At 65.2% G+C, this 26,475-nt stretch carries 22 protein-coding genes and 1 pseudogene; 7 read left to right on the forward strand and 16 right to left on the reverse strand.

Translation table 11 applies throughout. The features are described from left to right. From IP89_RS23535 to IP89_RS11735, 6 genes and pseudogenes are all read left to right on the forward strand, one after another. A pseudogene (locus IP89_RS23535) lies at positions 1 to 393 on the forward strand (malto-oligosyltrehalose synthase); the annotation flags it as partial. Next, complete coding sequence (locus IP89_RS11715; RefSeq protein ID WP_043309708.1) at positions 380 to 667, forward strand: DUF2934 domain-containing protein; 288 nt, start codon at positions 380 to 382, stop codon at positions 665 to 667. The pseudogene IP89_RS23535 and the gene IP89_RS11715, both read left to right, overlap by 14 nt. A gap of 9 nt (positions 668 to 676) precedes the next feature. Continuing rightward, the gene (glgX, locus tag IP89_RS11720; RefSeq protein WP_043309709.1) at positions 677 to 2,803 is read left to right on the forward strand and encodes a glycogen debranching protein GlgX; all 2,127 of its coding nucleotides are present in this window, start codon (positions 677 to 679) and stop codon (positions 2,801 to 2,803) included. Positions 2,804 to 2,936: 133 nt separating this feature from the next. After that, positions 2,937 to 3,719 (forward strand): endonuclease/exonuclease/phosphatase family protein, encoded by a 783-nt coding sequence (locus tag IP89_RS11725; RefSeq protein ID WP_052081051.1) that lies wholly within the window; start codon positions 2,937 to 2,939, stop codon positions 3,717 to 3,719. Beyond that, complete coding sequence (clsB, locus tag IP89_RS11730; protein WP_043309710.1) at positions 3,716 to 4,927, forward strand: cardiolipin synthase ClsB; 1,212 nt, start codon at positions 3,716 to 3,718, stop codon at positions 4,925 to 4,927. Before IP89_RS11725 ends, clsB begins: the two co-directional genes overlap by 4 nt. After that, the gene (locus IP89_RS11735) at positions 4,924 to 5,901 is read left to right on the forward strand and encodes a lysylphosphatidylglycerol synthase domain-containing protein (RefSeq protein ID WP_043309711.1); all 978 of its coding nucleotides are present in this window, start codon (positions 4,924 to 4,926) and stop codon (positions 5,899 to 5,901) included. Before clsB ends, IP89_RS11735 begins: the two co-directional genes overlap by 4 nt. 142 nt (positions 5,902 to 6,043) lie before the next feature. On the opposite strand, the gene IP89_RS11740 is transcribed toward IP89_RS11735, so the two are convergent. The 5 genes from IP89_RS11740 to IP89_RS11760 form a co-directional block, all read right to left on the reverse strand. After that, positions 6,044 to 8,557 (reverse strand): RND family transporter, encoded by a 2,514-nt coding sequence (locus tag IP89_RS11740; RefSeq protein ID WP_081963229.1) that lies wholly within the window; start codon positions 8,555 to 8,557, stop codon positions 6,044 to 6,046. Between the two features lie 21 nt (positions 8,558 to 8,578). Next, a complete protein-coding gene (locus IP89_RS11745) occupies positions 8,579 to 9,649 on the reverse strand; it encodes a YCF48-related protein (protein ID WP_043309712.1) in 1,071 nt (356 codons plus the stop codon). A 161-nt stretch (positions 9,650 to 9,810) separates the two neighbouring features. Continuing rightward, positions 9,811 to 11,169, reverse strand: coding sequence for a DUF1329 domain-containing protein (locus IP89_RS11750; RefSeq protein WP_043309713.1), 1,359 nt, complete (start codon positions 11,167 to 11,169; stop codon positions 9,811 to 9,813). A 39-nt stretch (positions 11,170 to 11,208) separates the two neighbouring features. Next, complete coding sequence (locus tag IP89_RS11755; RefSeq protein ID WP_043309714.1) at positions 11,209 to 13,113, reverse strand: DUF1302 domain-containing protein; 1,905 nt, start codon at positions 13,111 to 13,113, stop codon at positions 11,209 to 11,211. A gap of 118 nt (positions 13,114 to 13,231) precedes the next feature. Continuing rightward, on the reverse strand, positions 13,232 to 13,795 hold the full coding sequence (locus IP89_RS11760) for an alpha/beta hydrolase (RefSeq protein ID WP_043309715.1): 564 nt from the start codon (positions 13,793 to 13,795) through the stop codon (positions 13,232 to 13,234). A gap of 294 nt (positions 13,796 to 14,089) precedes the next feature. Here IP89_RS11760 and IP89_RS11765 point away from each other — a divergent pair, with 294 nt between their 5' ends. Further along, complete coding sequence (locus IP89_RS11765; RefSeq protein WP_043309716.1) at positions 14,090 to 15,106, forward strand: AraC family transcriptional regulator; 1,017 nt, start codon at positions 14,090 to 14,092, stop codon at positions 15,104 to 15,106. A gap of 19 nt (positions 15,107 to 15,125) precedes the next feature. Here IP89_RS11765 and IP89_RS22785 read toward each other — a convergent pair whose 3' ends face one another. The 11 genes from IP89_RS22785 to IP89_RS11815 all read right to left on the reverse strand — a co-directional run bounded on the left by IP89_RS22785 (position 15,126) and on the right by IP89_RS11815 (position 26,344). After that, complete coding sequence (locus IP89_RS22785; protein ID WP_052081052.1) at positions 15,126 to 15,860, reverse strand: hypothetical protein; 735 nt, start codon at positions 15,858 to 15,860, stop codon at positions 15,126 to 15,128. Positions 15,861 to 16,046: 186 nt separating this feature from the next. Further along, on the reverse strand, positions 16,047 to 16,676 hold the full coding sequence (locus tag IP89_RS11775) for a CoA transferase subunit B (protein WP_043309717.1): 630 nt from the start codon (positions 16,674 to 16,676) through the stop codon (positions 16,047 to 16,049). 2 nt (positions 16,677 to 16,678) lie between these two features. After that, a complete protein-coding gene (locus IP89_RS11780; protein ID WP_043309718.1) occupies positions 16,679 to 17,374 on the reverse strand; it encodes a CoA transferase subunit A in 696 nt (231 codons plus the stop codon). Between the two features lie 46 nt (positions 17,375 to 17,420). Next, a complete protein-coding gene (locus IP89_RS11785; protein WP_043309719.1) occupies positions 17,421 to 18,431 on the reverse strand; it encodes a YeiH family protein in 1,011 nt (336 codons plus the stop codon). Continuing rightward, complete coding sequence (locus IP89_RS23540; RefSeq protein WP_177326869.1) at positions 18,428 to 18,601, reverse strand: hypothetical protein; 174 nt, start codon at positions 18,599 to 18,601, stop codon at positions 18,428 to 18,430. Before IP89_RS23540 ends, IP89_RS11785 begins: the two co-directional genes overlap by 4 nt. Further along, complete coding sequence (locus IP89_RS11790) at positions 18,598 to 19,260, reverse strand: DsbA family oxidoreductase (RefSeq protein ID WP_043309720.1); 663 nt, start codon at positions 19,258 to 19,260, stop codon at positions 18,598 to 18,600. The genes IP89_RS23540 and IP89_RS11790 overlap by 4 nt, the downstream gene beginning before the upstream one ends. Beyond that, the gene (locus tag IP89_RS11795; protein ID WP_043309721.1) at positions 19,257 to 20,588 is read right to left on the reverse strand and encodes an MFS transporter; all 1,332 of its coding nucleotides are present in this window, start codon (positions 20,586 to 20,588) and stop codon (positions 19,257 to 19,259) included. The genes IP89_RS11790 and IP89_RS11795 overlap by 4 nt, the downstream gene beginning before the upstream one ends. A gap of 221 nt (positions 20,589 to 20,809) precedes the next feature. Further along, on the reverse strand, positions 20,810 to 21,865 hold the full coding sequence (locus tag IP89_RS11800; protein ID WP_043309722.1) for a 3-keto-5-aminohexanoate cleavage protein: 1,056 nt from the start codon (positions 21,863 to 21,865) through the stop codon (positions 20,810 to 20,812). Positions 21,866 to 21,917: 52 nt separating this feature from the next. Beyond that, positions 21,918 to 22,766 (reverse strand): TauD/TfdA family dioxygenase, encoded by an 849-nt coding sequence (locus IP89_RS11805; RefSeq protein ID WP_043309723.1) that lies wholly within the window; start codon positions 22,764 to 22,766, stop codon positions 21,918 to 21,920. Between the two features lie 10 nt (positions 22,767 to 22,776). After that, positions 22,777 to 23,757 carry a quinone oxidoreductase gene (locus IP89_RS11810; RefSeq protein ID WP_043309724.1) on the reverse strand — a complete coding sequence of 327 codons (981 nt, stop codon included), beginning with the start codon at positions 23,755 to 23,757 and terminating at the stop codon, positions 22,777 to 22,779. A 565-nt stretch (positions 23,758 to 24,322) separates the two neighbouring features. Next, positions 24,323 to 26,344 (reverse strand): alkyl/aryl-sulfatase, encoded by a 2,022-nt coding sequence (locus IP89_RS11815; protein WP_052081053.1) that lies wholly within the window; start codon positions 26,342 to 26,344, stop codon positions 24,323 to 24,325. Between the last annotated feature and the right edge of the window lie 131 nt (positions 26,345 to 26,475).

Below are 26,475 nucleotides of genomic sequence, written 5' to 3' on the forward strand. Positions count from 1 at the left end.
CTGCTGGCCAGCGTGCTGGCCATCCGCCACGGCCGCCCGCAGCTGTTCGCCCGTGGCGAATACCTGCCGCTACGCATCGAGGGCGAACACGCCGAGCGCGCGCTGGCCTTCGCCAGGCATCTGGATGGCGTGTACCTGATCAGCGTGGTGCCACGCCTGGCAGCCGACCTGCTCGGTACCAGCAGCCAACCGCTGGTCCCCGCCGAGCGCTGGGGCGATACGCGGGTGCTGCTGCCGGAGGGCGCCGCCGACCTGTGCCTGACGGCCGTCTTCCCGCCCTGCCAGCCGAGCAGCGGCCAGAGCCTGCTGCTGGCCGAGGTGCTGGCGCAATTCCCGGTCAACCTCATCTGCCTCAAACCCTATTCCCAGGAGCACCGCCATGAGCACCGATGAACAACGCGTACGCGAATTCGCCTATCAGATCTGGGAGTCCGAGGGTAAACCCGCCGGCCAGGAAGACCGCCACTGGGCCATGGCCCGCAAGCTGGCGGAAGCCGAAGCGGCCGGCGAGCAGCTGCAGCAACAACAGCCGCTCAAGCCCAAACGCATCAGCAAGCCCAAGGCGGTGACGCTGGCCGAGGCCGAAGCCCAGGCCGCGCAGCCGGAGCTGTTGAAGAAGCCGCGCGCACCGCGTGGCAGCGCAACGACCAAGTCTCCCAAGGTTTGAGGTGCCGCCATGGGCTCGCGTATCGCTGAAGGCCATCCCTTTCCGCTGGGCGCCACCTGGGACGGTCTGGGCGTCAACTTCGCCCTGTTCTCGGCCCACGCCACCAAGGTCGAGCTGTGCCTGTTCGACGAACAGGGCAAGACCGAGCTCGAGCGCATCGAGCTGCCCGAGTACACCGACGAGATCTGGCACGGCTACCTGCCGGATGCACATCCGGGCCAGGTCTACGGCTACCGGGTATACGGCCCTTACGAGCCCGATGCCGGGCACCGTTTCAACCCCAACAAGCTGCTGATCGACCCCTACGCCAAGCAGCTGGTGGGCCAGCTCAAGTGGTCCGAGGCACTGTTCGGCTACACCATCGGCCATGCCGACGCCGATCTCAGCTTCGATGAGCGCGACAGCGCGGCCTTCGTGCCCAAATGCAAGGTGATGGACCCGGCCTTCACCTGGGGTGAGCAGACGCCGATCCGCGTGCCCTGGGATTCGACGGTGATCTACGAGACCCACCTGCGTGGCATCAGCATGCGTCACCCGGCCGTGCCCGAGGCACTGCGCGGCACCTGCGCCGGGCTGATGAAGCCGGAGCTGCTGCGCCATATCCGCTCGCTCGGCGTCTCCAGCATCGAGCTGCTGCCGGTACATGCCTTCGTCAACGACCAGCACCTGTTGGAAAAGGGCATGAACAACTACTGGGGCTACAACAGCATCGCCTTCTTCGCCCCGCACCCGGCCTACCTGGCCAGCGGCAAGGTCGGCGAATTCAAGGAAATGGTCGCGCACCTGCATGACGCCGGCCTCGAGCTGATTCTCGACGTGGTCTACAACCACACCGCCGAGGGCAACGAGCGCGGCCCGACCCTGAGCATGCGTGGCATCGACAACGCCAGCTACTACCGGCTGATGCCGGACGACCGGCGCTACTACATCAACGATTCCGGCACCGGCAACACCCTGGACCTGTCGCACCCCTGCGTGCTGCAGATGGTCACCGACTCGCTGCGCTACTGGGCCACCGAGATGCGCGTGGACGGCTTCCGCTTCGACCTGGCGACCATCCTCGGCCGCTACGCCGACGGTTTCGACGAGCGCCACAGCTTCCTCGTCGCCTGCCGCCAGGACCCGGTACTGAGCAAGGTCAAGCTGATTGCCGAACCCTGGGACTGCGGCCCGGGCGGCTACCAGGTCGGCGGCTTCCCACCCGGCTGGGCGGAATGGAACGACAAGTTCCGCGACAACGTGCGGGCCTTCTGGAAGGGCGACGAAGGCCAGCTGGCGGAGCTGGCCAGCCGCCTCACCGCCTCCGGCGATCTGTACGACCAGCGCGGCCGCAGGCCCTTCACCTCGGTCAACTTCATCACCGCCCATGACGGCTTCACCCTGCGCGACCTGGTGTCCTACGACCACAAGCACAATGAGGACAACGACGAGGACAACCGCGACGGCACCGACCACAACATCTCCTGGAATCACGGCCACGAAGGCCCCACGGACGATGCCGAGATCCGCGAGCTGCGCCTGCGGCAGATGCGCAACCTGCTCGGCACCCTGCTGTTCGCCCAGGGCACGCCGATGCTGCTGGCCGGCGACGAGTTTGGGCGTACTCAACACGGCAACAACAATCCCTACTGCCAGGATAACGAACTGAGCTGGGTGGACTGGAACCTCGACGACGAGGGCCGCGGGCTGATCGACTTCACTCGACGCCTGATTTCATTGCGCCGCTCCTACCCCATCCTGCGCCGTGGGCGCTTCCTGGTCGGGCATTACAACGAGGAGCTGGGGGTCAAGGACGTCAGCTGGCTGACGCCGGACGGCGAGGAAATGACCGAGGAGCACTGGCACGACGCCGAGGCCCGCTGCATGGGCATGCTCATGGACGGCCGTGCCCAGCCCACCGGCATCCACCGCAGCGGCGAGGATGCCACCCTGCTGCTGATCCTCAGCGCACACCATGAGATCGTGGACTTCCTTCTCCCGGAGGTCGCCGAAGGCAGCGCCTGGCATTGCCTATTGGACAGCTCCAGGCCCCAGTTGCGCGGTGCAGAGTCGCAGCCATTCGGCAGCCGCCACGCCGTGCAAGCGCGCTCGCTGCTGCTGTTCGAGCTGCAGACCGATGGCGGCAAAAAAGCCTGAACGGGCTTGGCGTGCTCCAGTCCCAACCTGAGTAGGCAGCAGACCAGGGGGAAGCCATGACAACGAGCCGCGCCAGTACGCCGCCGACGCCCAAGAGCGGCAACCATGTACCGGCCAACCGCGAGGTTGGCGCATGACCGAAGCCCTGCCGATTCTCACCGTGGACAGCTCACCGGCCGTAAATCGCCTGCGCGTGCTGACCATCAACACGCACAAGGGCTTCACCGCGCTCAACCGGCGCTTCATCCTGCCCGAGCTGCGCGAGGCGGTGCGCGCCACCGGCGCCGACCTGGTATTTCTTCAGGAGGTACTCGGCACCCACCAGCGCCACGCCCGCCGCCATCGCAACTGGCCAGACACCCCGCACTACGAGTTTCTCGCCGACAGCATGTGGCCGCAGTTCGCCTACGGGCGCAACGCGGTCTACCCGGACGGCGACCACGGCAACGCGCTGCTCAGCAAGTTTCCCATCAGCCACTACGAGAACCTCGACGTGTCGATCGGCGTGGTCGAGCAACGTGGCCTGCTGCATTGCGTGCTGCAGGTGCCCGGCCCGCACGAGGTGCATGCCGTGTGCGTGCACCTGGGGCTGCGCGAACACCACCGCCAGCAGCAGCTGCGCCTGCTCTGCCGCATGATCGATGAATTGCCGGCCGACGCGCCGGTGATCGTCGCCGGCGACTTCAACGACTGGCGCCTGCGCGCCAGCGCCATGCTCGCCGAGCAGCGCCTGCACGAGGTCTTCGCCAACGAGCTGGGCGAACCGGCCAAGAGCTTCCCGGCGCGCTGGCCGCTGCTGCGCCTAGACCGCATCTACGTGCGCAACGCCACCAGCCACGCGCCGACGGTGCTGTCCACCCGCCCCTGGTCGCACCTCTCCGACCATGCCCCGCTGGCCGTGGAGGTCCATCTATGAACTACCCGTGGCGCGACGGTAATCAGGTCGACCTGCTGATCAATGGCGAGGACTACTACCCACGGGTGTTCGAGTGCATTCGCCAGGCACGCCGCGAAGTGCTGATCGAGACCTTCATCATCTTCGAGGACAAGGTCGGCCATGAGCTGCAGCAGGTACTGATCGAAGCGGCCCAGCGCGGCGTGCGGGTGGAATTGACGGTGGATGGCTATGGCACTGCCGACCTCAGCCGCGAGTTCGTCATCGCCATGACCGGCGCCGGGGTCAACCTGCATGTCTTCGACCCCAGCCCGCGCTGGCTGGGCGTGCGCACCAACCTGTTCCGCCGCCTGCACCGCAAGATCGTGGTGATCGACGGCGAGCGCGCCTTCGTCGGCGGCATCAACTATTCGGCGGACCATCTGGGCGACTACGGGCCGATGGCCAAGCAGGACTACGCCGTCGAGGTCAGCGGCCCGGTGGTGGCCGACCTGCACCGCGCCAGCTTGCGCCTGATGCGCCCCGCGCTGGACGCGCCCAGCGAGGTGCGCCCGGACAGCCAGCCCGCCGGCGACAGCCGGATTCTGCTGTCGATCCGTGACAACAACGGCCACGGCCGCGACATCGAGGCCCAGTACCTGCTCGCCATCCGCGCCGCCAAGCAGCGCCTGGTCATCGCCAACGCTTACTTCTTCCCCGGCTACCGGCTGCTGCGCGAGATGCGCAACGCCGCGCGACGTGGCGTGCGCGTGACCCTGATCCTCCAGGGCCAGCCCGACATGCCCTGGGCGCGCGGCTTCTCGCGCATGCTCTACAACTACCTGCTGCGCGATGGCGTGGAGATCTACGAGTACTGCCAGCGCCCGCTGCACGGCAAGGTCGCTCTGGCCGACGAAGAGTGGGCCACGGTGGGCTCGAGCAACCTCGATCCGCTGAGTCTGGCGCTCAACCTGGAAGCCAACCTGATCCTGCGTGACACGCGCTTCAACCAGCGCCTGTTCGAGCACCTGCAGGGGCTGGCCAGCGAGCACTGCAAGCGCATCAGCCTGGAGCGCGCCATCCGCGGCTACTGGTGGCGCGCGCCGCTGATCTTCCTGTGCTTTCACTTCACCCGACTGTTTCCCGCCATCGCCGGCTGGTTCCCAGCGCATTCGCCGCGCCTGGCCTCGCTGCGCCCGCAGGAACAGGAACAGCCGCAAACCTGCTTCGACCAGGGCAAACCCTCATGAGCCAGTCTCCTCCCAAGCCCTGGATCGTCTGGGGTAAACGCCTGCTCACCACCTTCTTCTTCATCCTGGTGCCGGTGCTGCTGTTCCTGCTGGTGAAGAACCTGGAGTGGAACGATGTGGTGCAGGCGCTACGCAGCTACAGCGCGACCACCCTCGCGATCTGCGTGGGCATCACTGCGGTCAGCTTCCTGCTCTTCGCCAGCTATGACCTGCTCGGGCGCATCTACACCGGCCACCACCTGCCGGCCCGGCAGATACTGCCGCTGACCTTCGTCTGCTACGCCTTCAACCTCAACCTCAGCTCCTGGGTCGGCGCCATCGCCTTGCGCTATCGCCTCTACTCGCGGCTCGGCCTGGGAGTATCGACGGTGACGCGCATCCTCACCTTCAGCCTGATCACCAACTGGCTGGGCTACCTGATCCTCGCCGGCGGCGTCTTCGCCCTGCGCCTGGTGCGCCTACCCGAGCAATGGGAAATCGGCACCACCGCGCTGCAGATCATCGGCATCTGCCTGCTGGCGGTCGCCGCGACTTACCTGCTGGCCTGCCGCTTCGCCCGCCGCCGCTCCTGGACCTGGCGCGATCACGAAGTCACCCTGCCCCCGCTTAAGCTGGCCCTGGCCCAGGCGGGCATGTCCATGTGCAACTGGTCACTGTCCAGCCTGCTGGTGTTCCTGCTGCTGCCGGAAGGCGTCGAGTACCCCACCGTGCTGGGCATCATGCTGGTCAGCAGCATCGCCGGCGTGATCACCCACATCCCCGCCGGCTTAGGCGTGCTGGAGGCCGTGTTCATCGCCATGCTCCACGACCAGGTGTCCAAAGGACTCGTCCTGGCCGCCCTGATCGGCTACCGCGCGATCTACCTGCTGCTCCCGCTGGCCGTCGCGGTGGCGGTCTATCTCGTGCTGGAGAAGCGTGCGAAGAAGATGAAGTCGGTCTACCGGAGCAAGCAAGCCAGTCCTCAGCGTGGCTAAACGCTGTGCTCCGCGCGCAGAGGAAAGCTATGGGGATTAAGCCGCTCCTCGGTCTTCGGTTTGCAGCTTAACAACACTGGAAACAGATAAAGCTGATACATACGACGCATCAGCTACGCACAACGGGCTAGCAAGGGCGTCATCAACGCCCTGCGACCTGCTGTAACTTGCCCTGCTGCTCATCACGCTTGCGCCGTTCATCTTTGCGGAATGGCCAGCCAATGATCGAGGAGCGCGCCTGCTGGCCCACGTGGCGTAGCAGGAAGTGCGACAGTGCCGGAATCAGCACCAACGCGCCGAGCATGTTCCACAGCAGCATGAAGGTCAGCAGGATACCCATGTCGGCCTGGAACTTGATCGGCGACCAGGCCCAGCACACCACGCCGGCGGCCAGGGTGATGCCGACCAGCGCCACTACCCGCCCGGTAAAGGCCACCGTGCTGCGATAGGCATCACCCAGGCTGCGGCCCTGGCGCTGGTAGTGCAGCTGTACGCTGAGCAGGTACAGCGCGTAGTCCACCCCTATACCCACGCCAAGGGCGATCACCGGCAGGGTCGCCACCTTCACGCCGATACCCATGGCCACCATCAGTGCCTCGCACAGCACCGAGGTGAGCACCAGCGGTAGCAGCGCAACGAGCATGGCGCGCCAGCTGCGGAAGGTGATCAGGCAAAACACCGCCACTGCCAGATAGACATACAGCAGCATGCTGCGATTGGCCTCGCGCACCACCAGATTGGTGGCCGCTTCGATGCCGGCGGAGCCTGCGGCCAGCAAGAACTGGCGGTCCTCGGTGCTGTTCTCCTTGGCGAAGCGCTCGGCTATAGCCACTACGCCGTCCAAGGTCTCAGCCTTGTGGTCCTTGAGGAAAGCGATCACCGGCATCAGCGAGCACTGCGTGTTGAACAGCTCGGGGGCGTTTACCGAGGCCTGCTGGGCGGCGTAGTTGAGCACGTTCTGGTTGCGCTGGATGCTGGCCATCTTCGGGTTGCCCTCGAAGGAGCCGGCGGTGATCTGGCGCACCGCGTTGACCAGCGACACGGTGGTCTGCACCCCTGGATGCTGTTGTAGCTCCCAGGCCAGGCGATCGGCCAGGACCAGGGTGCGATAGTTCAGACAGCCCTCGGGGCCGGTCTTGATCATCACCGCGAACAGGTCGCTGGACAGCGCGTAATGGCTGGTGATGTAAGCGTTGTCGAGGTTGTAGCGCGAGTCGGCGCGCAGCTCGGGGGCGCCGCGGTCGAGGTCGCCGATCTTCAGCTGCAGGCTCACGGCGAAGCCGGCCAGGCCGAGCACCGCTGCCAACAGCACGGCACCTGTAGCCCACTTCGGCGTGGTGAAGCGATTCAGGCAGTCCCAGATGCGCCCGAAGCCACGGTGCTGGCTGGCCCGGTCGTCGATACGCAGGGCGCGCTCGGCAGCGTACTTGCCAACACCGATATAGGACAGCGCCACCGGCATCAGCAGCAGGCTGGTAAACACCAGCACGGCCACGCCAATGCTGGCGGCGATGGCCAGGTCCTGGATCACCGGGATGTCGATCAGCATCAGCACGGCGAAGCCGACGGCATCGGCCAGCAACGCGGTGACGCCGGCCAGGAACAGGCGGCGGAAGGTGTAGCGCGCGGCAATCAGCTTGTGGGTGCCGCGGGCGATGTCCTGCATGATGCCGTTCATCTTCTGCGCCGCGTGGGACACGCCGATGGCGAAGATCAGAAACGGTACCAGCACCGAGTAGGGATCGATGGCGTAGCCCAACCAGGCGACGATGCCCAACTGCCAGACCACCGCCAGCAGCGAGCAGCCGATCACCAGCAGGGTGCTGCGCAGGCAGCGGGTGTACAGCAGGATGATGGCGAAGGCGGCGACCACCGCCAGGGCGAAGAAAGCCATGACCTGCAGCAGACCGTCGATCAGATCGCCGACCAGCTTGGCGAAGCCGATCACCCGCACCTTGTAGGTGCCCTCCCCGTCGGCGCCGACATTCATGCCCTCGACCTTGCCGCGTAGCTCGTCGAGGGCCTTGGCGAAGGCGTAGTAGTCGATGCCGTGGCCGGTGGCCGAATCCTTGTCCAGCAGTGGCACCACCAGCATGCTCGACTTGAAGTCGTTGGCCACCAGGCTGCCGACGATGCCAGCACGGCCAATGTTCTGCCGCAGCTGCTCGATGCTCGGCTGGCTGCCGTCGTAGCCGTCGGGCATCACCGTGCCGCCCTGGAAGCCTTCCTCGGTTACCTCGGTCCAGCGCACACTGGGCGCCCACAGCGAGCGCAGCCAGGCACGATCCACACCAGGCGTGAGGAACAGCTCGTCGTTGACCTGCTTGAGCACGGCCAGATAAGCCGGCTCGAAGATGTCGCCACGCTGGTTCTCCACCACCACTCGCACCGAGTTGCCCAGCCCGCGCAGCTGGTCGCGGTTGTCGAGGAAGTTGCGGATATAAGGCTGGCTCTGCGGCAGCATCTTCTCGAAGCTCGGGCGCAGTTCCAGGCGAGTCAGTGCCATGTAACCGAACAGCACGGAGAGCCCGGCGATGATGGCGATGAAGCAGAGGCGATGGTTGAACAGCAGACGCTCGAGAAAACTGCCGCTGTTGCGGTCGAAATCGCGCAGGTCGCGGATCACCGGCATGCTGTCTTGTTTGATGTTGCCCATGATGGCTTCTCGTTGATCTGGTTAAGGCAGGCGCTGGGAGCGCATGCCGCGGCTGCCGACCAGCACCAGCTCCTGGTCACTGGAGAACTCGGCGCCAGTAATTGGCTCCAGCGTGCTCTGCGGCAGCCGTTCCAGAGCGCTGCCATCCTCCGTGCTAAGCAGCATGTGCCCCGCCTGGCTGAACAGGTGATAGCGTCCGGCGTCGTCCAGCACGGCGGCGGTAATGCTGCTTTGCAGGCCGCTATCCAGTGCACTCCAGCTGACACCGGCGTCCGTGCTGCGCAACACGTGGCCGCGCAGGCCGTAGACCAGCAGCTCGCTCCCCTGACCGATGACGCCGAAGAAGCTGCCGCTATAGGGCGTCTGCAAGGCGATGAAGCGCTGCTGCACGGCATCCCAGCGCAGCAGCAGGCCCTGCTCACCGACGATGTAGGGCACGCCGTCGACCGCGGCGATGGCGTTGAGGTGCAGGCCCTGGGGGTTGTCGGTGTGCTCGCCGAATGGCTGCCAGCGGCGACCACCGTCATCGGTACGCAGGATCAGGCCGAACACGCCGACGGCGTAGCCCAGCTGATCGTTGGCGAACCAGACGTCGAGCAGCGCCTTGTCGGCGCCCTCCTCGACCATCCGCTGGGCCTCGACCAGGCGTGACGCCCACTCCTCGCTGGCGGGCTCGGCGGCAGCCAGCGCGGTGTAGTGCTGCAGCATCAGCGCGCCAATCTGCCGGCCATCGAGCTGCTTGCTCCAGCTGACGCCGGCATCATCGCTATGCAGGATTACGCCGTCATGCCCCACCGCCCAGCCCGCTCGCCGACTGGGGAAATAGACGGCGGCGAGGTCACTGCTGACCGGTACCCGCGCCTGCTGCCACTGTTCGCCATTAGCGCCGGAATAAAGAATATGGCCGCGCTGGCCCACGGCAACGAGGCGGTCACCGCTGTGCGCCACATCGTTCAGCGGCGCTCGTTCGGCCAGCGCACTGCTGCTCGACGGCAGATCCAGCACATCGACGAATTCGCCCCGCGCACCGCCAGGCAAAGCGCTCAGCAGCAGGCCCAGCAGAGGGAGCAGGACTCTGTAGAAATCACTCATGGTCAATCTCGGCAATAAGGTTGCGCCGCGGGCACGGGTGTGATGCCCGGCGGCGCCGGATCAATCTCCCGCCGTACCGCACCGTCCCGATCTCTGGACGACTGACGTAACCGTCCAGGAGGAATCCGGGGGTACTGGTGGCGGGAACTGCGACCCGAAACTCAGCGGATGCCGGCGCCAGCCAGCGATTCCGGTGCCCATTGCGACTTGGCCAGGGCGTCGATGTAGCGAATACCGCCGTACGGGCCGACCACGCCGTTGATGTTGTAGGAGCCACCGACCAGGTCGTAGATCATGAACGGCGTGGAATCCGGCACGCTCTTGTCGTAGCTCTGGCTGAGGAAGGCGAAGGAGCCGCGATAGAGCTGGCCACGGGCGTCGTACTGGTCGGAGGCGAGAGCCACCCAGCTGTCCTCGTCGAGGTAGAAGCGGCGCTTGGCATAAACGTGGCGTGCGCCTTCCTTGAGGGTCCCCTCGACTACCCAGACGCGGTGCTTCTCCCAGCGCACCAGGTCTGGCGCCAGGTGGTTGGGAGTGGTGATGGACTTGGCCTCGGGGGCGTAGGTCAGGCGGTAGGTGTTGTAGGGCACGATCATTTCCTGCTTGCCCACCAGCTTCCAGTCGAAGCGGTCCAGCGCGCCGTTGAACACGAACACGTCGTCATAGGTACCAGCGCCTGCGGTGCCTGGGTTCGGCGTGTCGTAGGCCAGGTTCGGCGCCAGCTTCACCCGACGCACGCCCGGCAGGTACTGCCAGGCACGGCGCGGCTGCTGCAGCGGGTTGGCCGCGTCACGCAGCATGATCGCCTCGCCAGCGCGGCGGGCCGGGCCGGTGTAGTACAGCTTCATCTGGTAATAGGTGTCGGCCGCGCCAATCGGCTTGTTCATGTCCTGGTAGATCGGGTAGCTGATGTAGGCCTGGCCGGTGGTGGCCAGGCTGGCTACGCCAGCGGCGTCGACGTTCCACGAATCGTACTTGGAGTTGATGGTCACGCCCTGGTAGCGCAGCAGGAAGTTCCACATGGCCTCGGCGCCCGACTGCGGGATCGGGAACGGCACACCCGGCAGCACATTATCGAGAGCCAATCCGCCCTCCAGCACCTTGGCACCGGTGGCATTCTTCACGCTGTTATCCAGTACCGCCTGGGGCATGGCCACGCTGCGGTGGGTCGGATACAGATCCACGCGGAAGCTGGGGAATCGCTTGGCCAGCTCCACCGTGGTGGCGCTGAGCTGGTCCTTGTACTGCTCGATGTTTTTGCCGTCGATCACTGCCAGCGGCTTCTCGCCGGCAAAGGGATCGGGGCGCACGCTGTCGCCGGCCTTGAAGCCGGCCGGCGCCTGGGTCAGGCCGCCGGCGTAGGCGGGAATGGAGCCGTCGGCGTTGCCGGCGACTTCGGCGCCGACCAGGGTCAGGCTCTTGCCAAGTTTGGCCGCTTCCTCAGCGGAAACGGCGGCGCTGGCCTGGCCGACGATGGCCAGGGTAAGAGAGGCGGCCAGTACGGTATGCACGAATTTCATCTTGTTGTTCTCCTGCTCAGAGGCTGGGCAATTCGTGGATCAGAAGGTGGTTTTGAAGGTCAGGTAGACGGCACCACGGTCTTCGCCGGAGGCACCGCCGCCGGAGAACGAGGAGTAGCCGCCGGCGTAGCAGGTGTAGCGCTGGGTCACGTCGAAGGCATTGGGTGTGGCGCCGTCGCTGGCACCGTCCTCGCACTTCTCGGAATCGCCGAAGGAATCCACGTACTTGAGGTCGACGTAGTACTGGTTGTAGATCGCGGCGCCGACACCGATCGAGTAGTTGCCGGTGTCCTCGGCGCCACCAGCGGCCACCGGTGATACACCGTCAATGCCGACGTTGATCGACATCGGCGCGCTCAGGTCGACGCCTGGGAAAACCTGGTACCAGGTCGGTGTGAAGTTGATCGCCACGCCCCAGTTGTCGCGGGTCGGCTTGTCGATGCCGCGGTAGCTGTCCTCGCCCTTGTAGAGCGCCTCGTTCTTGCTATCGAGGCTCAGCAGGTTGCTGTAGTAGACCTCGCCGAGCAGGGTCGCGGCATCGAACAGCGGCGTTTCCGGCAGCGCTACCAGGCCGTTGACCACCCAGTGCAGGGTGTCGCCGGTGGCACTCATGCTGTCGCCCTCTTTCATCGGCGCATCCACCACCCCGGTGGCCGGGTCGCGCGCGCTCAACGGTCCACCGCCGGTCACCAGCAGCGGACTGTAGATGGCCGGAATGCTCGACAGCGGCATGCCATGGCGGATGTTCAGGTCGCTACCGACGCTGACGCCGCCGATGTCCTTGGACAGGCTCAGGCCGTAGATGTCGATGTCCTCGCCGTAGCTCAGGCGATAGGACGTGGTCTCGATGGAATTGCGCAGGCCCGGTACGCCACCGACCAGGGTCAGGTTGCGCGCGTCGAGCACGGCCTGCGGCAGGATGTCGGAGGTGTTGCGGTAATAGATGCCCAGGGTGCCGTCCAGCCACTCGGGCGACCATTTGGCCATCACGCCCCAGTCGCCACGGTCATCCGGGGTCAGGTCATCACCACGGCGGATATTGGTCAGGGTACCGTTCGGGCCGGCCAGGCCAGGGCCACCGGTGTGCCCCAGGAGGAACGACTGGGCGCCCTCGCCGATCAGGTCGGAAGTACCGTAGTAGGTGCCGGCTTCCGGCAGGCGCGCGGCGTCCCAGTTGAAGAAGTACTGGGCACCGAAGGACCACTCGGAATTGAGGGTGAAGCTGGTGGAGAGCTGGTTGCGCGGAACGAACAGCTCCTTGGCCTCGGTACCGGGCGACGCGGCCAGCTTGGCCAGATCGAGGCCGGACTGGCCGTAGCTGATCGAGTGCACCGGGTTGAGCACGGTCTCGCCCCAGAACACGTTGTGCTGGCCGGCCTTCAGGCTCAGCAGCGACTCCTCGCCGACCTCGGTGCTGTAGAACACGAAGGCATCGAGGATCTCGCCAGACGGGCCGCTGTAATAGCGCTGGGCGTAGCGGCTCAGGTGCGAGCTGCCGAACACTGCCGGCGCACCCGGGCGACCGCCCCAGCCGGCGATCGACGAGTACTCGTCATTGCCGTTGACGAAGGGATTGGAGTTGGAGCCGGTGTTGTCGTAGGCCTTGTCGTACCAGCTGGCGGCGCTGACGCGGAAGCCCATGCGGTTCAGGTACACCACGTCGAGCTCGGTGAGCAGGTCGACGCGGTTGGTGATGTTGGTGCCGGCCTTGCGGAAGTTGTAGTCGCCGTCGTTGTTGTTCGGCGTGCCGAGCATGCGCGAATCGGCGCTCTCGGCGCGCACACCGTAGTTGTACTTCACGGTGTTGTCGAAACGCACGGACCAGTCGGGATGGCCGGTTTCGACTTCGAAGGCCTGGGCGGCCGGCACCGAGGCCAGCATGATGGCCGTGGCCAACAGGCTTCTGTGCAAGGGATGACGCTGCTGCTTTTTATTGTTGTGCATTGCGTTGGCTCCGCATTGTGGTGACTTACTGCATGTGCAGCCGCGGCCAGGGCCGCAGCTACGGATGGGGTTGGGCTTCCTTGTCGGGTTCAGGTCTGTTGCGTGTTCTGTGGCGGGCTCAGCCCAGCAGTGCGTTGATCAGCATTTCGGCCTGCGGCCACTCGCCGAACCCCGAGGCGGGGTTGAGGTGGCCGACCGGGCCAAGCTCGACCAGGTTGCTGGCCCAGTCGTCGGCCATGGCATGCACGGCGGCGAGGCTGGCCAGGTGATCGTTGCTGCTGGCAGCGACAATGCTGGGGAACGGCAGCGGGCCGCGCGGCAATGGCGTCCAGCCGTTTTCCTCGAGCACCTGCGGGCTGGGATATTGCGGCGGCCATTCGCGGTTCATATCTGGCGGGGTGACCAGTAGCGCGCCAAGGATCGGCCGCGAGTGGCGCGCCGCCCAGTGCACCGTCATCAACACGCCAGCGCTGTGGGCGACCAGCACCACCGGCCCGTCGATGCGTTCCAGTTCGCTCTGGATCGCTGCAACGCGGGCATCCAGGCTGAGCTTGTCGCGCTCCAGGGGCGGCACCGTGCGGCAGTTGGGCAGGCGTGCCGCGAGTAGGGTCTGCCAATGGTCGGCGACGTGGTCGCGCAGGCCGGGAACGATGAGAACGGTGAATGCTTTGCTGCTGGCCACGCCGGGCTCCTGACTGCCGATAATTCTGCGGCGCGCAGGCGCCGGGTTGAGCAGACAGTAGAGGCCGCGACCTCGGCGACGCTTCACATTAGGCGTCAGCCATTTCGCAATTCATGACATGGCCCGCTGGGCCACGGCTTTGGCGCGCCGCAGTCGCCTGCCGCAGCCCTGCTAATCTGAGGGTTGCGGACCCGATTTTTCATTTCATGACAGCCCCGTGACCCTGGTCGCGGGCTTGCGGCATCATGCGCCACGGCCGTCACAAGCGGCCGTGTCTGTGAAGGAACTAGAACAATGACAACACTGGTTCGCGCAGCGGTACTCACCAACTACCTCGAGGTGGCCCAGCATCTGGGACTCAAGCCTCAGGCGCTGCTCAACGATGTGGGCCTCAGCAAGACTTTGCTGCAGGACCCGGAACACCGCATTCCGATCGACGCCGCCGTGCGTCTGCTGGAAGCCTCGGCCGTGGCCAGCGCCTGCCCGACCTTCGGCCTGCGCATGGCTGAGTCGCGCCAGCTCTCCGACTTCGGAGCGGTCAGCCTGCTGCTGACCCACCAGCGCACCCTGCGTGACGCCCTGCAGGTAGTGGTGCAGTACCGTCACCTGCTCAACGACTCGCTGGCCATCTTCATCGAGGAAGCCGGCGGCATGGTGATCATCCGCGAGGAAGTGGTCACCTCCACCAGCCTCAACTGCCGCCAGGCCAACGAGCTGGCCATCGGCGTGATGTACCGGCTGTGTGCGGCCCTGCTCGGCACGCACTGGCGACCGATCAGCGTGTGCTTCACCCATCCGGCACCGGATGACCTGCAGGTACACCGCCGGGTGCTCGGGCAGAAGCTGGAATTCAATGGCGAGTTCAACGGTATCGTCTGCCACGCCGCCGACTTCGATGTGCCCAACCCGCAGGCCGATCCAGCGATGGCGCGCTATGCCCAACGCTTCCTCGACTCACTGCAGGCGGAGCAAGAGACGCCGCTGATGTTCGAGGTGCGCAAGGCCATCTACCTGCTGCTGCCCATGGGCCGCGCCACCATCGAGCAGATCGCCATGGCCATGGGCATGAACGTGCGCACCCTGCAGCGGCGCCTGGAGGAGAACCAGGCGACCTTCAGCGACCTGATCAACGGCGTGCGTCGTGACCTGGTGCTGCGCTATCTGGAGAACCCCAACTACTCGCTGGGGCGTATCGCCGACATGCTCGGCTACTCGATGCCCAGCTCCTTCACCCGCTGGTTCATCGGTCAGTTCGGTATGCCGCCGGCGGCCTGGCGCAGCGAGCACGCCGGGGCGCGCAAGGACAAGTGATCTGGGGGGGCAGCTCTCCTCAGGGCGCGCCCTGCTCTACCGCCAGCGCCAGTTCATCCAGGTCCAGCACCGCGCGACTCAGGTAGAACTCGGCACCGCCACCGCTCTCCCCCGTGCCCTGGCGCAGCTGGCGCCGCACGAAGCGATAACTGCCGCGAATCTTGCCCAGGGCAGCCGCCTGCGTCGGCTGTTCAGCCAGCAGCAGGTCGAAACGCCGCTCGATATCACCCTCCAGCGCCACCAACTGCTCATCCGCCAACAGCCAGCCCTCGCGTTGCGGCAGCGGGTAGTGGCGCAGCTGATTATCGAGCAGCAGAGCCGCCAGGTCTCGGCTCTGCTCGCCGAAGAGTTGTGCCGGCGCGCCCATGTGCCCCACCTCACGGGACACCGCCTCGCCCAGCTGGCGGCGCTGCTCGAGCAGCCTGGCGAGCAGCTGCGGATAGCGCTGCCGCTGGCTACGCGGCAGGCCGTCCAGCTCGCGGAACAGCTCCTGCATCGCCAATAGCGGCTGCATCAGCTCCACCGGCTGGCCCAGCTGCAGTACATCGGTCTCGAGCGTATTGAGATGGTGGAATACCGCAGTGAGCAGACGTGGATCGGGGTCGCGCTCACGCGGATCGAAATACAGCATGGCGCTGGCGCAGAGCAGGCGGCTGTGGCTGTCCAGTTCGTGAAGCTGGCGCAGCGCCTGGGAGTCAGCATGAACGGGCAGGCAGAACAGGCAGAGCAGGTACGGCAGAACAGTCCTTCGCATCGTCCTTTCCTCGTTTCTTGTTGTTATTGCGTGTCGCCTCCGGGAGAAAAAATGCGGACGGCCCCTGGAGCGGCAGCCGTCGCACAAAACCGGGGCCAGGCCCCGGTGGCCCACAACCACATCCCACCATGGAGTGAACGGGATGCAGCAGACACTCGACCAGGCCGCATGGCCCGGGCTGTGCGCTCAGCGCAGGATGGTGCAGCCGGTGGCCGCCTGCAGCTGGTCGAAATCGACGCCTGGAGCCATCTCCACCAGCTCCACGCCGCTCTCGGTGATGTCCAGCACGGCCAGGTCGCTGATGATGCGGTCGACTACGCCGACACCGGTCAACGGCAAATCGCAACGTGGCAGGATCTTGTGCGCGCCGTCCTTGGCGGTGTGCTCCATCATCACCACCACACGCTTGACCCCGGCAACCAGGTCCATCGCACCGCCCATGCCCTTGACCATCTTGCCGGGGATCATCCAGTTGGCCAGGTCGCCGCGTTCCGACACCTGCATGGCACCGAGCAGAGCCAGGTTGATATGGCCGCCACGGATCATGGCGAAGCTCTCGGCACTGTCGAAAAAACTGCTGCCGGGCAGCGTGGTGATGGTCTGCTTGCCAGCGTTGATCAGGTCCGCATCGACCTCCTCCTCGCCGGGGAACGGGCCGATGCCAAGCAGGCCGTTCTCGCTCTGCAGCCAGACCTCCATACCCTCGGGGATGTAGTTGGCCACCAGGGTTGGCAGGCCGATACCGAGGTTGACGTAGAAGCCGTCCTGCAGCTCGGCGGCGGCGCGCTGCGCCATTTCTTCGCGGGTCCAGGCCATGCTCAGTTCCTCGTGGTGCGCATCTCGATGCGCTTTTGCGGGTTGGCGTTGAGAACCAGGCGCTGCACATAGATGCCCGGCAGGTGGATCTCATCCGCGGCCAGCTCGCCGACCTCGACTATCTCTTCCACCTCAGCCAGGCAGACGCGGCCGGCCTTGGCACACAGCGGGTTGAAGTTGCGCGCGGTCTTGTTGAACACCAGGTTGCCGGCACGGTCGGCCTTGGCGCCCTTGATCAGCGCCAGGTCGGCGGTCAGCGAGCGCTCCATCACGTACCAGTCGCCGTCGAACTGGCGGGTCTCCTTGCCCTCGGCGATCTGCGTGCCGTAGCCGGTGCGGGTGAAGAACGCGGGGATGCCGGCGCCGCCGGCGCGCAACTTCTCAGCCAGGGTGCCCTGGGGAGTGAACTCCAGCTGCAGCTCGCCAGCCAGATACTGACGCTCGAACTCCTTGTTGCCGCCGACGTAGGAGGAAATCATCTTGCCGATCTGCCGGCTGTATAGCAGCGGACCTAGGCCAAAGTCGTCGACCCCGCAGTTGTTGCTGATGATGGTGAAGCCGCGCTTGCCGGTTTCGCCCAAGGCCGCGATCAGCGCCTCGGGAATGCCACAGAGGCCGAAGCCGCCGGAGGCGATGCTGATGCCGTCCTCCACCAGCCCCGCGAGCGCCGCCTGGGCGCTGGGGTAGATCTTGTTCATCGACTGTCTCTCTCGGGTTGGGCTGGCCACGAGGCCAGCGCGCATGTCACAGGCCCCAGTGCAGCAACAGCAGCACCAGAACGACCAGGAAGATGGTTTCGCCGAGCATCAGCAGGATCGGCTTGATACCGACGCTGGCCAGCTCCTTGAGCTGGGTCTTCATGCCCAGGGCGGCGATGGAGATCACCAGGCACCAGCGCGACAGCTCGTTGACCCCGCCCTGCACCAGCGCCGGCACCCAGCCAGTGCTGTTGACGCAGGCCAGCAGCAGGAAGCCGACGGCGAACCAGGGCAGCAGTGGCGGACGCGTGCCGCCACCCTCCGCGCCCTGCAGCCGGGTGACCATAGCGGCCACGACGATCACCGGCAGCAGCATGGCCACGCGCATCAGCTTGACCACCGTGGCGGTGTCGCCGGTCTCGGGCGACATGCTGTAGCCGGCACCGACCACCTGGGCCACGTCGTGGATGGTGGCACCGAGGAACACCCCGGCGACCTGCGGCGACAGGCCGAAGGCGTTGGCGATCATCGGGTAGAGAATCATCGCCAGGGTCGACAGAGCCGACACCCCGATCACGGTGAACAGCGTGGCCTTTTCCTTCTGCGGGTGGTTGGGCAGCGCGGCCGCCAGGGCCAGCGCCGCCGAAGCGCCGCAGATGGCGGTGGCGCCGCCGGTGAGCATGCCGAAGATGCGCTTGAAGCCCATCAGCTTGGCCGCCAACACCGATACCCCGATGGTCACCACCACCAGGGTCACCACCAGCGCCAGCGGCTTCCAGCCGAGCGCAGCGATCTGCTCCAGGGTGATGCGCATACCCAGCAGGGCCACGCCAATGCGCAGTACGGTGCGCGCAGTGAACTCGATGCCAGCCTTGCACTTGCCCTCCCCGGCCAGGAAGTTGAGCGACAGGCCCAGCAGCAGGGCAAACAGCATCACCGGCGCGCCGTAGTGTTCGGAGAGGAAGGTAGCGGCGGCGGCCACCACCAGGCTGACGCTGATGCCCGGTGCCAGCTCGCGGGCACGGTCGTTGATCTGGGTAAGGGCGATGGCGCTCATGGAGCGGAATCCTCGATGACGATGTAGACACGCTCGCCGTCTTCCTCCACCGGGTAGGTGGCGACCTTGAGCTTGTCGGAATTGAGCAAATAGTCCGTGCCCAGTTCGAGCTGCGCGCGCTCCCCTGCAGCCGGCACTTGGAGGGCCGGCACCGAATAACGCCGATTCATGCCTGCAGAGCCCGGCGTTCAGGCAGGTTGAGCGCCTCGCGCATGCCGCGCAGGAGCAATTCCGCAGGGTGCGCGCCGGACAGCGCCAGCTGCCGCTCGAAGACGAAGTACGGCACGCTGCCCTGGGTACCGGAGCCGCCGACGAAAGGCCGGCCGTCGCGGTACAACGCTCGGGACATCTCCTCGCGCGGATATCCGCAGCCCTCGGCGATGGCCAGCAGGGTATTCGCGTCCCCCAGGTCCTCGGCGTACTGGAAGTGCGCGGCGAACAGACGCTCAAGCAGGCGGTCGCGCTGCTCGGGCGTACCCAACTCGACGGCTCGCCGCATCAGGCGGTGGGCGTCTGCGGTATTGGGCATGCGCTCGATGCGGGCGAAGTCGAAGCTAAGCCCCACTGCCGCCGCAGCCTCCTGTACCTGGGCCTGGCGCAGACGCACCGCCGTCTCGCTACCCAGCCTCCGGATATAGAACTCGTCGAAGGGCTCGCCGGCGACCGGCAGCTGCGGCAATAGCTGCACGCCCTGCCAGTCGATGCTCACCACCTGCTGTGGCAGCACCTGCTGCAACTGCACCACGGCGCGCTTGAGCTGGCGCTTGGCGATCAGGCACCAGGGGCAGACGAAGTCGAACGACACATCGATGCGCAGCGCCCGGTTCACGGCTGAGCCTCCAGCATGGCTTCAGAGGGCTCGTCCTTGCCCTGCTCGCCGCGCAGGCGAGCGATGTCCCGCAGGTAGTGGCAACGGGCGTAGAGGAACACCGCGGCGGCGGCGATGCTGACCAGCGGCACCAGCTGGAACGCAGTGTGCAGACCGAACAGGTCGGACAGCCGACCGGTGATGAACGGCCCCGGTGCCAGACCCAACAGGTTGTTGGCCAAGGTCAGGGTGGCAAACGCGGTGCCGTGCACCGAATAGTGGGTCAGGTTGGCCACCATGGCGCCGGACGGCCCGGTGGTGCCGGCGGCGATCAGCATCCCGGCGGCGATCAATAGCAGCTGCAGCGGCCCAGCCGACAGGGCGAAGGCCACGGACAGCAGCAGGCAGCTGCCCAGACAGTAGGCGATGGCCAGGGCGATCTTGCGCTCCGGGGCATTGCGGCACAGGCGGTCGCTGAGCATGCCGCAGAAGATCATGCCGGCGCCGCTGCACAGCACGATGATGCCGGCCAAAGCGCCGGCCTTGTCGGCGCCCATCTCGTAATAGCGATTCAGGTAGCTGGGCATCCACACGATCACAGTGCCGCCGACGAACAGCTGCAGGCCGCTGCCGACATAGGCGGCAATCACCGAGCGGCTGCAATACAGGGTGCGCAGCGGTCGGGCAGCCTTGTCTGCTGCCTGGCGCGCTGCATCGCTGAAGCGTTTGGGCGAGACCCGCGCCTCCTTCACCACCAACGGGTAGACCAGCGCCAGCAGGAGGCCGAACAGCGCCATGCCGACGAACGACCAGCGCCAGCCCAGGTGCTGGGCAATGGCGCCGCCCAGGGCCATGCCCAGCACCGAGCCGAACATGCCGCCTGCCATGAAGGCGCCGGTCAGGGTGGCACGCATATGCTTGGGAAATACCGAGAGCACTACGGCAATGCCGACGCTGCCGTAGGCCGCCTCGCCCACGCCGACCAGGAAACGGGCGACGAACATGTGCTCGTACTGCTTGGCCAGACCGCAGCCGAGGGTGGCCAGGCTCCACAGGATGGCCATCAGGGTGAGGCTGCGCACCCGGCCGAAACGGTCGGCCAGCAGCGACAGGGGGAACGTCAGCAGGCCGACCATCAGCGCGACGATGCCGCTGAGCAGGCCGAGCTGGCTGTCGGACAGGGTCCACTCGCTCTTCAGCAGCGGGAACACGGCATTGAGTACCTGCCGCGACATGTAATCGGAGATCAGCAGGCCAAAGGTCAGGGCGAATACGACCCAGGCGTAACTGCGCGGAATGCCGGCGGAGGTATCGACCTCGTCGCCTGAGCTGCTGTGATGAAAGGCCACTGCTGCCTCCTCGTTCTGTACTGCTAGTTATTGTTGTAGGTCGTTTTCGACGACTCTCGGCAAAGACCTCCCGAGCGGCCCGGTGGGGTCGTCGTTGCCCCGCAGTCATCGCTGCCCGGATCGTGGCCGGTGCGCCGCCTGCGGTAGAGGTCTTTGCCCAGCGTCCTCGCTGTCCACGGTACGGCGGCCCCCGACCTGACCTGCGGGGGCCGCCGGCATCCTCAGCCGTGCTTGCGCAGGAAGCCCTGCTGACCGCCCTTCGGATTCGGCGCGAAGCCGTTGGCGGCCAGGGTTTCTTCGACCGTGTCGTAGAACACGCCGATCTTGAGGATCTCGCGGGCTTCCTTGCCGTTGGCGACCGGGCGGCCGATCTCTTTGGCGATGCGCACCAGCTGCTCGATCTGCTCGACGGAAGTCATCTTGCGCGAGCGATCCTGGGTCCAGATGTTGTCCTCGATACCGCAGCGCACATGCAGGCCCATCGCCATGCCCATCACGTTGACCGGCAAGGTATTGAGCATGGTGCTCTCCACCGTGAGCATGGTTCCGTCCGGGATGGCGCGCAGGAAGTTGGCCATGCTGTAGATATGCGGCTGGTCCATGCCACCGCCAATCGCCACCCAGTTGCACACCAGCGGGCCCTTGTAGACGCCTCGACGGATCAGGCGCTCGACCGTCTCGTAGCTGTTGATGTTGTAGAACTGGAAGGCACTCTGGATGCCGGCGGCGCTCAGACGTTTGACGTGCTCCTCGATGAAGCCCGGGCCGGACGGCACGATCATCTCGCGGTAGGCCTCGTAGGTATCGCTGCCCATGGACGTGCCGGTGTAGTCGCGCACATCCATCTGCTCGATGACGTTCATCTGCGTGGTGTTGACCGTCACCGTGACCTGGTCGGGCTTGGGATCGAGCTCGGCGAGCATGTGCCGGGTGTCGTCATGCAGCCACTTCGCGGCCGCGCCGTCTTCCGGCGGCGCGAAGGAGATGGAGCCGCCGACCTGAATGACCATGTCCGGCACCGCCTCGCGCACGCCGGCAATCAGTTCGTTGAACTTGGACAGGCGCTTGGAGCCCTTGCCGTCCAGCTCTCGCACGTGCAGGTGCAGTACCGAGGCGCCGGCTTCATAGCAGTCGACCGCCTTCTGGATCTGCTCTTCCATGGTTACCGGAATATCTTCCGGATAGTCCGAGGGGAACCATTCGGGGCCATAGGGGGCCGCGGTGATGACGAGTTTGTCCTGGTTTTCCGGGAAGAGAGAACCGTCGAGGAAGTTCATGCCTGTTGCCTCAAATATTTATTAGTAGATGGCGCGGATGGGATGTTTCGACTCAGAAGGTCTTGTCGCCGATGATGCCGGCGCGCTCCATCTTGCGATGGCACGGCGGGTAATCCATGACCGCGTAGTGCTGAGTGCTGCGGTTGTCCCAGATCGCCACGCTGTTGGGTTTCCAGCGCCAGCGCACCTGGTATTCCGGGATGTAGGCCTGGCTGACCAGATAGCGCAGCAGATCACTGCCACCCATGCTGTAGTCCTGGCCGTAGCGCACGTGCTCCGGGGTGTGGAAGTTGGTCAGGTGGGTAGCGAAGGCGTTGACGAACAGCACCTTCTCGCCGGTCTCCGGATGGGTGCGCACCACTGGATGCTCGGCATCCGGGAACTGCGCCTTGAGCGCCAGGCGCTTCTCGATCGGCATGGCCGCGCCGAAGCTAGCCTCGATGCTATGGCGCGCGCGCAGGCCGGCGATGCGTTGCTTCACCTCTTCCGGCAGCTTCTCGTAGGCCAGTGCCATATTCGCCCACATGGTGTCGCCGCCCACCGGCGGGCATTCCACGCAGCGCAGAACGCAGCCCATCGGCGGCGCCTCGCGCCAGGTGGCGTCGGTGTGCCAGGCATTCTCGTAGCGGTCGTTGGGTGCGTCCGGCGACTTGTAGATGCGCACCAGGCCTGGGTGCTCCGGATCGCTGCCAGCCACCGGATGATCCTCCAGCTCGCCGAAACGACGGGCGAAAGCCACATGCTCGGCGCGGCTGATGTCCTGATCACGCAGGAACAGCACCTTGTGTTGCAGCAGCAGCGCCTTGATCTCGGCGAACAGGCCGTCGTCACGGGATGCATCGCCCAGGCTGACGCCGCTCAGCTCGGCGCCGATGGCGCAGGTCAGTTGTTCGACTCGCATGGCGGCCTCCTCAGATGACGAAGATCGACGAACCGGTGGTCTTGCGCGACTCCAGGTCGCGATGCGCCTGCACCGCGTCCTGCAGGGCGTAGTGCTGGTTGATCTCGATACGGATCAGGCCGCTGCCAACCAGGCCGAACAGCTCCTCGGCCAGCTCTGCCTTCTCCTGCGGATCGGCGATGTAATCGGCCAGCGCCGGACGGGTCATGTATAGCGAGCCCTTCATGGCCAGCAGCTGCGGATTGAAACCCTCGATCGGGCCGGAAGCGGTGCCGACGCAGACCAGCATGCCGCGGCGCTTGAGCGAATCCAGCGAACCCATGAAGGTGTCCTTGCCGACACTGTCGAACACCACGTCGACGCCACGCCCGCCAGTGAGCTGGCGCACGCGCTGGGCCACGTCCTCGTGGCTGTAGTCGATCACGTGGTCGCAGCCGTGAGCGCGCGCCACCTCGGCCTTGGCCGCGCTGGACACAGTGCCGATCACGGTGAGGCCGAGCAGCTTGGCCCACTGCGAGACGATCAGGCCGACGCCACCAGCGGCGGCGTGCAGCAGAATGCTGTCGCCCTCGCGGAAGGTGCGGATCTTCCTCATCAGGTAAGCCGAGGTCAGGCCACGCATGGTCATGGCCGCGGCCGTCTCGAAGGCGATGGTTTCCGGTAGCTTGATCAGCGGCGCGGCCGGAATCAGGCGTTCGGTGCTGTAGGCCCCGAGGGTATTGATGAAACCGGTGTAGGTGACGCGATCCCCCACCGCCACATTGCTCACGCCCTCCCCCAGCGCCACCACCACACCAGCCGCCTCGACGCCGATACCGTTGGGCAGCGGGATCGGGTAGGTGCCGTTGCGGAAGTAGGTATCGGCATAGTTCAGGCCGACGGCCACGTGGCGAATGCGCACCTGCCCCGGGCCGGGGTCGCCGACCTCGACGTCCTCGTAGCGCAGTACCTCGGGACCCCCGGTCTCATAAAAGCGGACGGCTTTTGCCATGCCTGTTCTCCAGTCTTGTAATAAGGCGTGAGCGGACTGTAGAACCGGCCTCCGAGGGGTGCTTCTCATCGCACGACAGCGGCTTTTCATTTCATGACATCAAGGTGCGGGACGCTGCCTACGGTGGACATGCGTCGTCACCAGCCGCAGCAAAAACAGCGACCAATGCAGTTCGAAGTCATTGAGTAAACAAGGTCAGCTTTCAAGACCTGTTTACAGATTGGGTGCAATCGAGTGGCCTTGACCCGGCCATGTATGGCACCCACGCGATGAGGCGTACAAGGTCAGCACAGGACGAAGAACCTGCAGGTAATCAATTGCTCCTCGGCCATGCAAAGCGGAAAAGCACCGCTCGTTAACTCGGCATCGAGATCGGCGACACCTTGGTGAAGGCGAAACAGACCGGAGCAAGCAAAAGGGGGAGCTAAGAGTAGGAAAAGTTCGGGTTATAGGCACATCGGCACTCAGTCAAACGCACCGCTGGGTATCGCACTTCCCCTAGAAAAAGCAAGCCACCGGCGCATGCCGATGACTTGCTTTGATGCATCCGGCATCAGTAGGAGCATTAGGGGGTGACGATGTTGAACCAGAAGTCGAAGCTGTCCATGTAGCTCATCAGCTCCTCCAGTTTTCCCTCTGTGCCCTGGACCTTGATCGCGCCCGAGCTTTCCGCGTCTTTCAGCGTTGTCTCCTTGAGCATGATCTTGTTCAGGGTGTCGCGGGTCAGGGTGATGGTCGCGTCGGCGTCCTTCGACTGCATGCCCTCGGTGTGGTTGAGCACGCCGTTGACCATCTCCAGCACGTACTTCTGCTTCAGGTCGGTGAAGTCGAAGTTGAGGGTGATGTGCTTGTCTTCAACCTCCGGCCCTTTCAGGCGCATGGCCAGGTAGTCGAAGAACAGGTCCAGGTCCATGGCCTTGACGGTGTCGGGGCTGGCGGTGTCCGGAGTCGGCAGTTTCTGCACGCCATTGCGCAGCTCCTGCGCACCGGTCAGGTAGAAGTTGCGCCACGGGCCACTCTCGGCCTGGTAGCCCAGCTGCTCCAGCGCATCGGCCTGCAGGTTCTTCGCCGCCTGGTTGCTTGGGTCGGCGAACACCACGTGGTTGACCACCTCTGCCACCCAGCGGAAGTCACCCTTGTCGTAGTACTCCTTGGCTTTGCTCAGCACCGCATCGGCGCCGCCCATCATGTCGACGTAGCGCTTGGCACCTTCCTCCGGTGGCAGCTCGTTGAGGGTGGCGGGGTTGCCGATGAACCAGCCCAGGTGCAGCACATAGGTGGCTTTGACGTTGTGGTTCAACGAGCCGTAGTAGCCACGGTTGGAGAAGCGCGTGGCAATGTCTTTCGGCAGTTTCACCTGCTCGCCGATCTCGGTCATGGTGTAACCCTTGTTCGCCAGGCGCAGGGTCTCGTCGTTGATGAAGCGGTACATGTCGCGCTGCGACGACAGCTGATCCTTGACCTCCTGGTTACCCCAGACCGGCCAGTGGTGCATGGCGTACATCACCTGCACATCGTCGCCCCACAGCTTCAGCGCCTCGTTGAGGTACTTGGACCAGGGCAGCGGCTCGCGGATCTTCGCACCGCGCAGCGAGTAGGTGTTGTGCAGGGTGTGGGTGGAGTCTTCGGCCGTGTTCAGGGCCTTCAGCTCCTTGATGTAATAGAGCATCTCGGCCGGCGCCTCGCTGCCCGGCGCGTAGAGGAACTCGTAGTTGAGCCCGTCGATCACGTGTTTCTCGCCGGTTTTCTGGATGATGTCGGTCGGCGGAATCAGGGTCACGGTGCCGGCGGAGGTGGTGGTGCCGAGGCCGGCGCCCAGCTGGCCGGTCTCATTCGGCGGCAGCAGGTTGCCGTACATGTAGCTGGCACGGCGGCTCATGGCGGTGCCGGCCATGACGTTCTCGGCGACCGCATGCTCGAGGAAGCCCAGCGGGGCATAGATCTTGACCTTGCCGGAGGTGACGTCGGCCTCGTCCACCACGCCGCGCACGCCACCGTAGTGGTCGACGTGGCTGTGGGTGTAGATCACCGCCACCACGGGCTTCTTCGGCCGATGCTTGAAGTACAGATCGAGGGCTGCCTTGGCGGTTTCGCTGGAGATCAGCGGGTCCATGACGGTGATGCCGGACTTGCCTTCGACGATGGTCATGTTCGACAGGTCGTAGTTACGCACCTGATAGAGACCCTCGGTGACCTTGAACAGGCCGGAGATGTTGATCAGCTGCGACTGGCGCCACAGGCTGGGGTTGGTGGTGTCGGGGGCGGCCTGACCTTCCTTGATGAAGTTGTACTTGGCCGGGTCCCAGATCATGTTGCCCTTGGCGCCCTTGATCGGCTCCGCTGGTAGCGGCGCGATAAAGCCCTTGTGCGCCAGCTCGAACGAGGTTTGATCGGCGAATGGCAGTTCCTTGAGCAGGGCATCGTTGGCCGCCTTGGTAGCTGCGGTGGCCGGTTTCGGTGCTTCCGCCGCCCAGCTCTGGGCGCTGACCGAGATGGCTGCCGCCAGCAGGAACGAGGAACTGAACTTCCACAGTCCTGCGGATGCCTGACGAGCCTTCAGCGTCGACGTTTGAGTGATCACTTTCATTGCAAGCTCCTTCTCTCTTGATCCGCCGTACCTGTCCAGGCAACTGCCAGCAGTAGTAATGGTGTTCCCCCACCCCCAGAGATTCTTCCGACCTGCATTCCGATGGCAGCACCTAGCGAACGGCACGACAG

Origin of the sequence: Pseudomonas sp. ML96 (assembly GCF_000761545.1) — a bacterium.
Taxonomy (GTDB): Bacteria; Pseudomonadota; Gammaproteobacteria; order Pseudomonadales; family Pseudomonadaceae; genus Aquipseudomonas.